We start from the raw sequence: 14,658 nt of genomic DNA, 5'->3' as shown, positions 1-14,658 counted from the left end.
TATCAATGGAGAGTATCGGTGTTACAACGAACCAAAAAAGTCATTATAACAGCGGTTGCCGCACTGTTTTTGGTGGGGACCCAAGCGCAGGCGATCACGCCTTCGCCGCAAATGATAGAGCAGTTTAAGAATCTGCCCGCTTCTGAGCAGCAGAGGTTAGCGCGTCAGTATGGCATCGACCCTGCTATGCTTGGAGGCGCCAGTGCTTCACAGCAAAATCTCGATAATCCGCAGGTTGTTCAGCCTCGTGGGGCCAATGAGGTGGTTGATCATTCCCGAGATGCTGCTAACGAGCTTAATTTTTCACAAGATGAACAGAAGAAGCAACTTGAACGATTTGGCTATGAGCTGTTTCAAGGTGAACCGACTACCTTTGCCCCCGTCTCTGACGTGCCAGTTCCAGCAGAATACTTGGTCGGTCCTGGTGACAGAATTAAGGTACAGCTCTTTGGTAAAGAGAATAAAGAGTATGACCTGGTCATTAATCGTGAGGGCAGCATTCAATTCCCCGAACTTGGCCCTATCTCGGTAGCGGGTTTAAGCTTTGCCGAACTTAGAGAGTCTTTGGGTCATCGTATTTCTCAGCAGATGATCGGCATCGAGTCAAACATTACCATGGGTGAGCTGCGCTCTATTCGTATCTTTATCGCGGGTGATGCCTATAAGCCAGGTTCTTACACAGTTTCGAGCTTGTCTACTATCACCCAGGCATTGTTTGTTGCCGGTGGCGTGAACGAGATTGGTTCACTACGAAATATTCAAGTTAAACGTAACGGCAAGTTAGTTGGCAGCATGGATCTGTACGATCTACTGATGCGAGGCGATGCGTCGGGAGACATACGTTTGCGTTCTGGCGATGTAGTGTTTATTCCGCCTGTCGGTGGACTTGTCAGCATTACCGGCGAAGTCCGTCGCCCCGCTATCTATGAGCTAAAGCGTAACGAAACGGTTGCCGATATAGTCGCGATGGCCGCTGGCGTGAAACCCGGTGCTTATCCTAAGAGTAGCAGCATAGAGCGATATAACAGCAATGGCCTTCGCAGTATCGTGAATGTCGATTTGACTTCTGCCAAAGATAAATCGACGAAGGCGCAGCCAGGTGATTTTATTCGTGTCAAAAATGCCTCTGGTCAGTTTGAAGATGCCATTACCGTGGTCGGTGCTGTCGTTAGACCAGGTAAATATCAATGGTTCGATGGCCAAAAAGTTAGCGATCTTCTGCCTTCCCTGTGGGGGGATCTTTCGATTACAGCCGATCTCAATTATGCGATTATTGTAAGAGAGGTGAATCGCTACGGTAAGGTCAAGGTACTGCAATTTTCACCTAGCCGTGCTATAGCAGAAAAAGACGTCGCGCAAGATTTGTTATTAGCCCCTCGCGATAAGGTCATGCTGTTTAACTATAGCGATGACACTCAAAATCGTTATGAACTAAACAAGTTGGTGAAACAGAGAGTTGAGAAGGTAACCTCGCTTACGGGTGATAGCCTTGTCGGTAACGATCTGTTTAAGGCTGGCTTCTCTCAGCTTGATAAAATGCAGCTTTCACAACGTAGTCAAATTGGTGGTGTTGTTGTTGCTAAAGAAGCTCCTGATGACACAGAGCAGCTTGTTAAGGGGGAAGTCAACAAGATGCTGGCTAACCTATTTGAGGACAAGGAGCTCATTAAGCTTAGTGGTGCCATGAATCGCAGTGAGCTGCTTTATCCAGTCGTTGCCCAGTTAGCCAGCCAAGGAAATTCAGATAAAGGTACGCAAGTGGTTGCCATCAGTGGCAAGGTGCGTCACCCAGGCGTATATCCCCTAACGCAAGGAGCTAAGGTTAAAGACTTAGTCATTGCCGCGGGTGGATTGGTAGAAGGCGCCTATACGGTTCGCGCAGAATTGACGACTACTGTCATAGGGAGCGAAGAGTCTAGCGTTAACCATTCAAGTGTTAATTTAGATGAGGCATTGGCAGGCATTGATGCTTCTAATGTGGAGCTGAAGTCTCGAGATATTCTGACGGTAATGACAACACCTGACTGGCAGGAAAATAAGGCGGTTGAGATTCGTGGTGAGGTCAAGTTCCCCGGAATGTATAACATTCGCCGTGGTGAGACGCTTGCCGATGTGATCGATCGTGCGGGTGGCTTTACTCAGTATGCCTATTTACCTTCTTCAGTGTTCGTTCGAGAGTCGGTGCGTCAACAGGAACAGCTGGAGATTAAGAAGCTTGCCGATCAACTACGCCGTGACATTGCTACACGCGGCGTTTCCAAAGATGGCAACGTGGTGAATTACAGTGATGCGCAAATGATGCTAACCGATCTTGAAAACATCAAGGCGGTAGGTCGTTTGGTTGTTGATTTGTCCGCTATATCAATTGGTATTGAACAGGCCGATATCCAGCTTGAAGATCAAGATATTCTCTATGTACCGTCAGTTAAGCAGACGATTGCGGTTATGGGTGAAGTACAACACGCTGCCACGCATAGGTTTAAAGAAGGTTTAACGTTAGATCAGTATCTTGAAATGTCCGGCGGAGCCAGAGAGCGAGCCGATGAAGATAGAACCTACATTATTAAGGCAAATGGTTCAGTGCTCCTGCCAAATCGCTCCATGTGGTTTAGCAGTAATACAGAGCTTAATCCTGGTGATACTATTATTGTACCGCTGGATACAGAGTATAAAGATAACCTGACACTTTGGACTCAGGTTACCGGCATTATCTATAACAGCGCCGTTGCATTGGCCACGATTGCCAAGTTATAGCCTTTAATTTGAGCACTTTGATGAGCTTAGTCATCGAAGTGCTTTATTTCTTCTTAGGATGATGAGACTCAGAGACACTAATTCTATGTCCACCGAGATAAAAAACTACGGCGATGCCCAATTTTCCGATATGCGCCCTCAAGTACAACAAGCCAATGATGAAATAGACCTTAGAGAACTCGTTTCAGTCATCTGGCAAGGCAAATGGCTAATCATTGCGATAACGGCCATATTTGCCGTTGGGTCGGTTATTTTTGCCATTTTGCAGCCCAATATTTATAAGTCTGAAGCGCTTTTAGCACCAGCGAGTGAGGAGCAAGGGGGCGGACTAAGTGCTTTAGCTTCACAGTTTGGCGGGTTAGCGAGTATGGCAGGTATTAACTTAGGTGGCGGCGGTGGTGTCGATAAGACTCAAATGGCAATCGAAGTGATGAAATCACGTCAGTTTGCTAGTGAGTTTATTCAAAAGCACGGCCTTTTGCCTGATTTGATGGCGGCCGATAAATGGAATATGGCCGATAACGCCATTGTATATGATAACGAGTTATATGATGCAGCATCAAAAAAATGGGTAAGAGAAGCCAAAGCTCCTTTTAAGCCTGAACCATCGATGCAGGAAGCTTTTAAAGAATTTAGCAAGATAGTTAGCGTTAATTCTGCAAAGGATACAGGCATGGTAACCGTATCTGTAGAGCATTTATCGCCAGCGGTCGCTCAACAATGGGTAAACTGGCTAGTTGAAGATATCAACAAAGTCATGAAAGAGCGTGATGTCGCAGAGGCGATTCGTAGTAGTGACTTTTTAAATAGGCAGATTGCACAAACTAACGTTGCTGATATCCGCGCTATTTTATACAAACTTATTGAAGAGCAAGCTAAAACTATTATGTTTGCTGAAGTACGTGATGAATACGTATTTAAGACTATCGATCCTGCTTTAGTGCCTGAACAAAAGGCTAAACCAAAACGTGCACTCATCTGCGTATTGGGTACCATGCTAGGTGGTATGTTAGCTGTAATTCTGGTTCTTATAAAATATTTAGTAAGAAGCGAAAGCTAGACGAAAACTTTCAAGGGTCTATGGGAACCACTGCTGTTAAATATAGAGCAGAAAAACGGTAAAACGTAGGCTGTTTATGGGACAGCGGAAACCCGATTGTCTCAAAATGGACGAACAGTAGCTCAGCTAAGTTTAAAAAACTAAGATGAAAATGTGAAATACAGCGATTTTAATATAGTTAAATCGCCAGAAAAAGGCCAGATGTAATGACAAAAAAAGAAAGTACTTACCGTTTTTGGCACCCGTCCAGAAGCAATTAAAATGGCCCCTCTATTTCATGCTTTAGCATCTGAAGACCGTTTTTAAGGTGAAGTATGGCAATTGCCAAATAACGAAAAGTAATACTTAAACAAAGTTATAAGTTTGTTTGAAATAATCCTGAACTGTATTACAGAATCTGTTTATAACGGTTGTCTTTAGTGACCTTGGGCAGAACATGTTAGTCGTAAACTTAATGGAGTACCGACTAAATATTACGTTGCAGTCACAGTATAAAGTAATTATTCCTTAATTATCCCCGTTTCACGTAGTAAAAGACAAACGCAACGAGACAGCTATAGCGGGGGTACTAAACATTGAGAGTTATAGAATGAACAAGAAAATTCAAGTATCACCAAGTCAGCTTAGTGGGACAGTAAAAGTAAGCGGAGCTAAAAATAGTGTGTTAAGACTATTGGCTGCCTCCATTCTTTTTGATAGTGATGTCATTCTTCGTAATTACCCAAAAGCTCTTTTAGATGTGCAAGTTCATGAAGAGATGCTTAAACATTTGGGTAAGTCTATCGACTACAGTGAGCCAGATACAGTAAATATTTCTCAACACAAACCTTTATCTACAACCTTGGATTGGAATGGTCGCTCTATCCGTAATACTCTGTTAATACTTGGCGGACTAGTAACAAAGTATGGGTATGGGAAAGTCCCTTTGCCTGGAGGCTGTAAGCTAGGTGAGCGTAAATACGATATTCATGTAGATGTTTTAGAGGCGCTAGGTGCTAAAGTTTATGAAGAAGGTGATTATCTAGTTGCAAAAAGCAAAGGCCGTTTACAAGGCGCAGATATTAAGTTAAGGATGCGATCTACTGGAGCTACAGAAAATGCTATAATCATGGGCACTTTAGCAAAAGGTACTACAAATATTTATAACCCACATATACGTCCTGAAATTATCGATTTAACAAAATTTTTAAATAATGCTGGTGCAAAAATTATTGTACATGGGCAAGAGCGAATTGAAATTATTGGTGTTGATAATCTATTGCCAGTGAACCATTCAGTTATGCCCGATAATATGGAAGCGTTGACTTGGACTGTTATTGGGGCAGTAACGAAAAGTAAAATAACAATTGAAGATTTTCCATTTAAAGACTTAGAAGTTCCACTTATCCATCTTCGTGAAAGCGGTGTTAACTTATATAGAAGTGGAAATAATGCAATTGTAGGTGCAGGAAACTGCTTTCCAGTTGAGATAAGTACTGGCCCATATCCTGGTATAAATTCCGATATGCAACCTATATTTGCCGCTTTTGCTGCTTTCTGTAATGGAGATAGTCACATTATAGATCTACGTTTTCCTGGTAGATATGGCTATGCAGATGAAATGAAAAAAATGGGTGTAGCTAGTTCCATTGATGGAGATTTATTGGTTGTTCATGGTGCTAAAGGTAATGACAGAATAGTCGGAACTGAAGTGAAGGCTTTAGATTTACGCGCGGGAATTATGTTACTTATCATGGGGTTGGCCGCTTCAAAAGGGGTTACTGTTATTAGTGACTCATGGCAAATTAAGCGTGGCTATAATCAAATTCTTGAAAAGTTATTAGCTCTCGGAGCAAATGTAAAAGAAATTGATTAATTATGAATATATATAAAAACGTGTCTTTAAAACAGTTTTCGTATTGGCGTGTTGGAGGGTGTGCTGATTTTGTATTTGTAGTGAATTCAATTTCGGAGTTAAAAGACGCGCTAGATTACTTATATAAATTAGAATTGCCTTTTCTTATTATTGGTAATACTTCTAATTTACTATTTTCTGGTGCGGGTGTTAGAGGTGGCCTAATTAAACTAGGCCCTGGTTTTTCTTATTGTGATTTTAAGCATCAAGTTGTAACTGTGGGTGCTGGTATCTATTTACCTTATTTTGTACGTCAATGTGTTAATAATGGGCTCTCTGGGCTGGAACATCTTATTGGTGTTCCAGCAACTTTAGGGGGGGCTGTTTACATGAATGCAGGCAGTCAAAGAAAGTCACTTTCTGAAAATATATTAAGTGTTGATTCCATCGATAAAAAGGGAAATTTGATCACAAGGCGTGAATCTGATTGTTCGTTTTCCTATCGAAACAGTATTTTTCAATTAAACTCAGAGTTTATATTAAGCGCTAAAATAAAGTTACAAAGCAAAAGCATATCCTTAATTAGGAGGGAGTGTTTAACTATATTGAGGTCTAGAAATAAAAAGTTTCCGAGAAAAAAACCTAGCTGCGGCTCAGTATTTATTAGTAATCCTGTTATGTATGATACATATGGTCCGCCAGGAAAAATTATAGAAGACGTTGGGTTGAAAGGGTTCAAAATAGGTGGTGCTTCAATATCTTCACAGCATGCAAATTTTATTGTCAATGAAGGAGATGCTACCGACATTGATATATTAAGCCTAATTGCCATTGCAATAGAGAAAGTAAAAAATCAAACAGGATTTCAATTGAAGTCTGAAGCTAAATACGTTACTGAAGATTGTAGGCTAATGAATGCTGATGCAGCAGCTTTAGCTCTAATAAATTAAGTTATTAAGGTAAAGACAGTGAATGAGCAGTATCTATAGAAACATATTGGTTTTGGTTTCAGGTTCTATATTGGCAAGGCTAATTGGTATCTTGAGTATTCCAATTATTACAAGGTTATACTCTCCTAGTGACATGGGAGTCCTTACTGCTTTTATATCGATTACTGGAATATTAGTTGCTTTTACTTCTTTACGTTATAATGTTGTAATACCTTTGCCAAGAACTCAAGCTTATGCTTTAAACGCAAGTGTTTTGTGTTTTATAATTTTGAGTGTAGTAAGTGGCATATTTTTTATAACTACATTATTTTTTCATCAATTTATTTTTGACTTGCTTAATTTGTCAGCTTTAAACAAGTATTGGTATTTGTTATCAGTTAGTGTTTTTCTCTTTGGTTTGGTAGAAATACTTAATGCTTGGGCTGTTAGACATAAAAATTTCAAATTAATATCCAGAGCCAATGTTTTTCAATCCTCTATAGGTGCATCAAGCAAAATCTTTTTTGGTTTGTTTAATATCAATTATCTAGGCTTGCTTGTTGGGCAAATACTGGTTCAAGCGGGATGTGTATTAAGTTTATTGAAGTTTTATTTGTCTGATTTTGATTTCAAAAAGGTTAAGTTTAAAAAGATACTTTTTATTGTAAGTTTTTATAGTGATATTCCAAAGTTCAGGCTTCCATCGCAAGTCCTACTTTCTCTATGCGTCAACATGCCAATATTGTTCTTTTCTTCATTTTTTGGCGTTGAAGTTACAGGTCAAATAGGCTTGGCATTGATGGTTTTAAATTTGCCTATAAGCTTGATTGGGCAAACAATTGGGCAAGCTTTCTATGGTGAAATTGCAAATATTGGTCGAAAAAAACCTCATCAGATAAAAAGAATATCAGAGGATGTTTTAAAGAAGCTTATACTTGTCAGTTTGGTGCCTTTTCTTATATTACTTATATTCGGAGAGGATTTATTTAAGTTTGTGTTTGGAGCCGAATGGTCCGATGCTGGGCTGTATGCTCGTATAATGTCATTATACTTAATTACAAATCTAGTTTCGTCACCTTTAGTTAATATATTAAACGTTTATTCAAGAAACTCATTATACTTTTGGTTGAATCTAACTCGTTTTATATTATTGATTGGGATTTTTTCGATATCACTATTGTGTGATTATAGTATTGTCAATGTTTTGATATTATACTCAGTTCTGTTAAGTGTCCACTACGTCTTTATAGCCTTTATGATTTTTAGAGTAATTAATGATGAAGTAATGAAGCTTGAATCGAGTTTTTGCGTTCGCTAAAAAATCTATGTAGATAAAAAATGTAATTTTATTCCATAATAAAACTAGTTGCTTGTGAATAGGTGTTTTACTGTGTTTAAGAAAGTTTTACGTTGGTTTTTATTCGGAGATACGATAGAAGTACTATATTATCGTTCAATAAAATACTCCAATAAAGGAGCATTTTATAAGTATATTGCTATTCTATGTAGTAGAAGAATTAATCGAAAGTATGCTTGTTATTTATCACAAAAAGCCATCGTTGGTCGGAACATAAAGTTTCCTCACCCTGTTGGTATAGTGATTGGTGATGGTGTAACTATCGCTGAAGACGCAATTATTTATCAAAATGTGACATTAGGTGCAGCTAGGGTTGGTGAAGGTGTTAAAGGCCTTTATCCTAAAATTGGTAAAGATGTAGTTATCTTTGCTGGTGCTAAAGTTATAGGCGGTATTACAATTGGTGATGGTGCTGTTATAGGCGCCAATTCAGTTGTTACAAAAGATATTCCTGCTAACGTTTCAGCTGTTGGGATACCAGCAAGAATCGTTGGAGATATATAGGATTAGATTTAGTCTGTTTATAATAAGCACCTAAAATTGTAAACTTATCAATAATATATCGCTGCTTTCTTGGTGTGGGTAAATAAATGTAATGAATTAAACTGCTAAATATTTTTATTTTACAGCATATTTTTGATTAAAAAGTCTGTATTTCAATCTAGTTATTATATCTTTCTAGGGCTGGGGTGAGTATATTAAGTTTTATGGTGTGTTGAGTTTTTGAAAATATTAATACAGATTGCTGTATGCCATAATTATAGTTTTAAAAGTAGGAATAAATGATTAAAATTTCACCTAAAGTAACAGTAGTTTGCGCATGGTATAATCGTGCTGAATATATAACTGAATCAATTAATAGTTTACTAGAGCAAGATTATAAAAATTATGAAGTTATAATAGTAAATGATGGAAGTACAGATGAGAAAGTTGCACCTACTTTAGATAGATTATCTTCAGATAAAATAAAAATTATACATCAGGATAATCAGGGGTTTACCCAGGCAATAAAAAATGCAATAGCTAATTCAGATGGTGATTTTATTGCAATTCATGGGGCTGGTGACATTTCTCGTCCACAAAGGTTAACAAAGCTTATTGAAGCTATAGTTTCAGACGATAAAATTGTTGCTGTCGGATCAGGTACAGTGCAGTATCCAGCTGCTTATCCGTTTAGAAAAAGATACTTTAAACCTGAAGTCGAAAGTGACGTTGAACAATTACAAAGAAACATGCCTTTTGTTCATGGCACTGTGATGTATAGAAAAACTGCGTATGAAATGGTTGATGGTTACGATCCTCGGTTTAAGTATTGTTCAGACTGGGATCTTTTTTTTCGGTTAATTGAAATCGGGAAGATAGTATCTATTAATGAGTATCTGTATGAGCAGAGGATTTTCTCTGATGGATTTTCTTTTTCACCAGAACACAAATTTAAACAAATTTGGTTTAAAGACAGAGCGGTAAATCGGGATGTTGAAAGCCGTGAAATGTTAAATGAAACAGAAAAACATTTAGCGAACATTAAATCTGATGATCCTAAATACTTGAGTTATAGCTTCAGTTTTTTAATAAAGTCTTTATTTAAGTTTGATTTCAAAAATTCATTCGAATGGATTAAGTTGATTTCTTTGCAACAAAAAAATAAATTTTAATTTGTATAACAATTCTGATTACTAAGGCGAGTGCTATTTTAATATTTTTAATGTATTGAAAAAGTTCGGTTTTTAATGCGGGGAGAATGGGTGGGTTTACTCTAAGTTGCACTTTAAATATATGGTAACTTAATAAGCAAGCATTATGTTCGTTTGCCAGTAAGCATAAGCATAGGTATCGGCATGAATTTTTTAATTTTGTGTCATAATATGTGATTGTTTTGCTAAATGAGCTAAAGCAGCAGGGGATGGTTTTATATAATTTGTCTAAGCTGGCTCAGTAGTTATTATTTAGTAATGGATATAAGATTTTGGGGTGGTAAAATTTTGATTGTAAAAAAGCAAATGTTGCATAGCTTTATATTGTTTCTGATTTTTTTACCAATTTTATATTTTTTTATTAACTTTGATAGTGCTAAAAACTTAGATTATAACGGTTATAAAGATAATTATGAAAATATATGGAATCAATTCGAATTAGGCTACACTGCTCTTGAGAATATTGCTAGACTATTTGACTTGAATTTTGAAAGTTTTTGGTTCGCTATTATATGTTTTGAATTATTGTTAATTGCAATGCTGTACACAAATCCATACGTATTTATTTTAGCTTTCCCCAATTTATTGTTTCTATCTCAAGGGCTTTTGGGAACTCAAGTTCGATTTGCAATTGCCACTTTACTTTGTTTGGTTGTTTTTAAATATTTTTTCATTAAAAAAAGATTTTATTTCTATTCTGTCGGCGCGGTACTTTTTCATAATGGTACTCTTGTGTTTCTTTTTTTTAGTTTTTTTATCAAAATGCTGATAGATTTTAGAGAAAGAATTGTTTACAGAAAAAACTTTTATAATCTTGCGTTGTTCGTATTTGTGCTGATTGTTGTGAGTATGTTGGTTAATAATATTTTGCTCTTCATGGGGTATTACTATTATGCCGATCCAGATTCAAAGCATATGGTTGAACGTTCACTTTCCTCGCTAATGTATACAAGTTGCATATTGTTTTTTGTTTTTTCTCTATTAAATTCGAGGTGTAAGCCGGTACCTTATGCAGCTATGGTTTATTTGGGGGGGATGATGCTTATTTTAAGTCTTGTTTTTTATAAGTTTTCAATAATCTCTGGTAGGTATAATTTAGTTTTTATGCTCGTTGAACCGTTTGTTCTGTATAGTTATTATAAAACGATTGGATATAAAAATGCCTTTGGGTTTTTTTCTTTTTTAATTCTGTTTGTTGTTGCCATGTCAAAATTATTAGTTATCAATCTAACTATTTGAGGAGTATATGAAAATTATCGCGTTTGTTGGTGAAACTTTTGAGTCCTTTGGTGGGTATTACTATACCAAGCCCACCTCTGCGGCATTTTTGCAGGATGCAGTAGGTATGGACCAGGTATTTGTGTGTTCACCCACTGTTATTGCGGCTGAGCAGCCAACACGTTTCAGCACAAAAGTAGCGTCCGATCATTTTCATACGTTTCCTAAATACTCTTCTACCAAAGATTTTGTGCTTAAAAGTTTAGTGAACCCCGGATTTTTTAAACGTTACGCAAAAGCTGCAGATGACGTTATTCGGCAACACCCTGGCGCTTATTTCTGGATTCGAACACCCTCAGTAGGCAGTATAGTTTTTGGCCTGCGGGCACTAAAAGCTGGTGAGAAAGTGTTACATCATATGTGTGCGGACGCATCAAACACATGGCGTGATGCAAAATATTCAGCATTTGAAAAAGTGTTTGGTTATGTTCTGTCCCGTTACATTCGACACAAGCTTAAGCAAATTTGTCGGCATAGTAACACTGTAAATTTATGTACAGGTAACGCACTGGAAGATTTTAGTAAGAAATATGCACCAGATCGTACAGTGCAATTTGTCGATGTTATGGTTAAACCGCCAAAACAACTTGTTGAGAAGCCTGTAACTCCTGGATTTTTAAATTTATTGTTTGTTGGACGTATTGTAGAGGACAAGGGGGTTCTCGACCTACTGCATGTAGCCTCTCGGCTTGGGGATCAATGTCATGTAACTATTGTTGGTGATGGCCCTGACCTTGATAAGGCAAAGTCTCTTGCCGCTCAACTTTGTTTGGCAGGTAAAGTAATGTTTACTGGTCAGTTACCTCATCAGCAGTTATCTGATATCTATAACCAGTCTGACTTAGTTGTAGTCCCTTCAAATAATCATTATGAAGGATTTCCACGGGTAATTATGGAGGCTTGGTCGCATCATAAGCCTGTTGTAGTAGCTGATGTTGGTGGTATTAGAGCCTTTGTAAAAGATGGTGAAAATGGTCTTATATTTGCCCCTGGAAATGTAGAGCAGTTTTACCAATCCGTTGCGAAGATTGTTGCTGATGCGACTCTCTATACGCGTTTAAGGCAAGGTGCCAAAGTTATGGCATCTCAGTCGCTGCAAACCTACTGGCTTAATGTTTTACGAACAAAATTGGTACAACATAATGATGCATAAAATTAGTCTTGTATACGCTTGGATGGTTTGGTTGTTAACCGCTTGGATGCCTGACTTACCTATGTTAATGAGACTTCGTGGTTTCTTGTATTCTTTATTCATGGCTAGGGCTGGGAGGAACTTTCAAGTATCTTCTGGCGCTAGATTATATGGTTTAAAAAATATCAGTGTTGGAAATGACGTTTTTGTGGCCGTTAATGTTGTAATAAATGCTGGAGGTAAAATTATAGTCGGTGATGAGGTTATGTTTGGCATTGGTGCAGTGGTGGTTTCTGGTAATCATACTTTAGTGAACGGTTCATATAGATTTGGTCCTATGGATAGGAAAGCAATCACTGTTGGAAGTGGTTCTTGGATTGGAGCAAATGTAACCCTTCTAGCGGGATCTTCTGTACCCAATTCTAGTTTGGTGGCTGCGAATGCAGTCGTAACCAAACATCTTGAAATAGTGGGTGTATATGGTGGTGTACCCGCGAAGTTTATTTCATCTAATTTAAAGTGAAGTTATTATGGCATTAAATTTTATCAAAAAAATAATTTTTAAATTAGGTGTAGCTAAGCGAAATCCTTCGTTTAATGAAAAGTTTATTTCATTAATGAAAACTGATTTTGCAGATCGTGATGAACTCGATATTTTGGTAAAAAACAAACTGCGTGATTTGTTAGTTTTTTCTCAGCAGTATAGTAATTTTTACCGTGATAGATTTAACAAGCAGGGTATAATTCTTTCAGAAAACTTCGACCCCTTTGATGTTCTATCGAGATTACCAACTGTTACTAAGAGTGACTTAATTACAAGTAATAAGCTAATCGATACGACTAGTTTTTTTCCATTTAAGAAAACTTTTTTTTCTGAGACATCTGGATCAAGCGGTGAGCCTCTGACTTTTTTGAAAAATGAAGAATGGGATTCTGCAAATCGTGCAGCAATAGCAAGAGGGATGAGTTGGTATGGCGTAGAGTTTTCAGACCGAAATGGTTATTTTTGGGGGTATTCGTTTTCAAAATTACAGATAGTTAAGACTAAATTTTTTGATTTTTTACTAAACCGCTTTAGGTTATTTTCTTACAGTGATGAAGATATACAATCTTTCATGAAAAAAGCGGAAAATGCTGTTTATATTCATGGCTATAGCTCGATGATATATGAAGTTGCAAGGAAGGCAAACTCAAATGGAATGAAGTTAAATAATATTAAATTTGTTAAGGGTACGTCAGAGAAAATATATGCTCACTATAATGACGAAGCCTTTAAAGCTTTTGGTAGAAAGATAGTAAGTGAATATGGGGCAGCTGAAGCTGGAATAATCGCGTTTGAATGCCCTGAAGGTAACATGCATATAAATGAAGAAAATTGTCTCGTCGAAGTGATTGATGAAAAAATAGTCGTTACAAATCTGGAATCTCTATCCTTTCCTATTATCAGATATGAGTTAGGTGACTTTGTTAAGCTGTCTGAAAAGCAATGCTCTTGTGGTAGACATCATAAAGTGATAAGTGAAGTTTTGGGGCGAGTTGGCAAAAATATTTATGGTAAAGAAAACAAGGTTTTCCCATCCTTAACACTTTATTATATTTTTAAGAGATTAGCTTTGGAATGTGGTTACATTATCAATTATAGGGCCGAGCAACATGAGATTGGTAAGTTAGTATTTTTTTTAGAAGGTGAAGTCAGTCAGGAAGTTAATGATAAGGTATTGGATTTTGCTCAATCATATTTTTTAAATACAGTTGAAGTTGAGCTTAAAAATGAGAGTGTCATACATTCTAAAAACAAAAAGCTTAAAGATTTCGAGTCATTTTTGTAAAATGGGTACGTAAAATGATAGAGGTTTCTATTGTTATGCCTGCATATAATGTTGCAGGTTTTATTGCTAAGTCTATTGAAAGCGTGTTGTCACAAAGTTTTTCAAGTTGGGAGTTATTGATAGTAAATGACTGCTCGACAGATAATACAGTAGGAGATATTCGACCTTATCTTGCGGATAGTAGGATAAAACTGTTCAATAATGAACAAAACTTAGGCGGTGCGGGTTCTCGTAATGTTGCCATTGAAGCTGCACAAGGCCGTTATATAGCATTTTTAGATTCAGATGATTTGTGGGCAGAAGATAAGCTTGAAAAGCAGTTGCAATTTATGCAACAAAATAATGTTGGCTTTTCATTTACTGGCTATAGCACTATGACAGAAGCAGGCACTCTTAATGACAGCATTGAAGTGCCCAAATTTGTGAGTTTCAGCAAGTTACTTAAGCATAATTACATTGGCTGTCTTACTGCTATTTATGATACTCAACCTTTTGGCAAAATTTATATGCCTTTAGTAAGGAAACGACAAGATTTTGCATTGTGGTTAGAATTATTAAAACGTTTTGATAATGCATATGGCTTGAATGAAAATCTGGGGTTTTACCGAATTCGTACTGAGTCTTTGTCTACCAGTAAACTAGATGCCTTTAAGTATTATTGGAGGGTTTTGCGAGATGTGGGAAATTGTAACCTAGTTGCAGCATCTTATAATATCGTGTGTTACTTATTTATCGTTATTTTGAAAAAAAAGCATGTTTCTTTATATAACCGCATTTTTATAAGTTGAGCC

At 37.3% G+C, this 14,658-nt stretch carries 12 protein-coding genes; all 12 read left to right on the top strand.

The features are described from left to right. The first annotated feature begins 18 nt into the window (after positions 1 to 18). The 12 genes from GNT65_RS12135 (at position 19) to GNT65_RS12080 (ending at position 14,655) form a co-directional block, all read left to right on the top strand. Positions 19 to 2,754, top strand: coding sequence for an SLBB domain-containing protein (locus GNT65_RS12135; RefSeq protein ID WP_160796562.1), 2,736 nt, complete (start codon positions 19 to 21; stop codon positions 2,752 to 2,754). Positions 2,755 to 2,839: 85 nt separating this feature from the next. Next, a complete protein-coding gene (locus GNT65_RS12130; protein WP_160796560.1) occupies positions 2,840 to 3,814 on the top strand; it encodes a Wzz/FepE/Etk N-terminal domain-containing protein in 975 nt (324 codons plus the stop codon). A gap of 589 nt (positions 3,815 to 4,403) precedes the next feature. Further along, positions 4,404 to 5,669: a UDP-N-acetylglucosamine 1-carboxyvinyltransferase gene (locus GNT65_RS12125; protein WP_160796558.1), complete on the top strand. Its 1,266-nt coding sequence runs from the start codon at positions 4,404 to 4,406 to the stop codon at positions 5,667 to 5,669. A gap of 2 nt (positions 5,670 to 5,671) precedes the next feature. Next, positions 5,672 to 6,598 (top strand): UDP-N-acetylmuramate dehydrogenase, encoded by a 927-nt coding sequence (gene murB, locus GNT65_RS12120; RefSeq protein WP_160796556.1) that lies wholly within the window; start codon positions 5,672 to 5,674, stop codon positions 6,596 to 6,598. Positions 6,599 to 6,620: 22 nt separating this feature from the next. After that, positions 6,621 to 7,895: a lipopolysaccharide biosynthesis protein gene (locus tag GNT65_RS12115; protein WP_160796554.1), complete on the top strand. Its 1,275-nt coding sequence runs from the start codon at positions 6,621 to 6,623 to the stop codon at positions 7,893 to 7,895. A 72-nt stretch (positions 7,896 to 7,967) separates the two neighbouring features. After that, positions 7,968 to 8,438 (top strand): DapH/DapD/GlmU-related protein, encoded by a 471-nt coding sequence (locus GNT65_RS12110; RefSeq protein ID WP_160796552.1) that lies wholly within the window; start codon positions 7,968 to 7,970, stop codon positions 8,436 to 8,438. Between the two features lie 278 nt (positions 8,439 to 8,716). After that, positions 8,717 to 9,589, top strand: coding sequence for a glycosyltransferase family 2 protein (locus GNT65_RS12105; protein ID WP_160796550.1), 873 nt, complete (start codon positions 8,717 to 8,719; stop codon positions 9,587 to 9,589). A gap of 297 nt (positions 9,590 to 9,886) precedes the next feature. After that, the gene (locus GNT65_RS12100; RefSeq protein WP_160796548.1) at positions 9,887 to 10,867 is read left to right on the top strand and encodes an EpsG family protein; all 981 of its coding nucleotides are present in this window, start codon (positions 9,887 to 9,889) and stop codon (positions 10,865 to 10,867) included. A 7-nt stretch (positions 10,868 to 10,874) separates the two neighbouring features. Beyond that, a complete protein-coding gene (locus tag GNT65_RS12095) occupies positions 10,875 to 12,059 on the top strand; it encodes a glycosyltransferase family 4 protein (protein WP_160796546.1) in 1,185 nt (394 codons plus the stop codon). Then, positions 12,049 to 12,561: an acyltransferase gene (locus GNT65_RS12090; protein ID WP_160796544.1), complete on the top strand. Its 513-nt coding sequence runs from the start codon at positions 12,049 to 12,051 to the stop codon at positions 12,559 to 12,561. Before GNT65_RS12095 ends, GNT65_RS12090 begins: the two co-directional genes overlap by 11 nt. A 7-nt stretch (positions 12,562 to 12,568) precedes the next feature. Then, positions 12,569 to 13,867 (top strand): phenylacetate--CoA ligase family protein, encoded by a 1,299-nt coding sequence (locus tag GNT65_RS12085; RefSeq protein ID WP_160796542.1) that lies wholly within the window; start codon positions 12,569 to 12,571, stop codon positions 13,865 to 13,867. A gap of 14 nt (positions 13,868 to 13,881) precedes the next feature. Next, positions 13,882 to 14,655, top strand: coding sequence for a glycosyltransferase family 2 protein (locus GNT65_RS12080; protein ID WP_160796540.1), 774 nt, complete (start codon positions 13,882 to 13,884; stop codon positions 14,653 to 14,655). Positions 14,656 to 14,658: the final 3 nt, after the last annotated feature.

Origin of the sequence: Shewanella insulae, from assembly GCF_009831655.1 — a bacterium.
Lineage (GTDB): Bacteria > Pseudomonadota > Gammaproteobacteria > Enterobacterales > Shewanellaceae > Shewanella > Shewanella insulae.
Note: the sequence above shows the minus strand (reverse complement) of the source record. Positions and strands in the feature narration are given on the sequence as shown.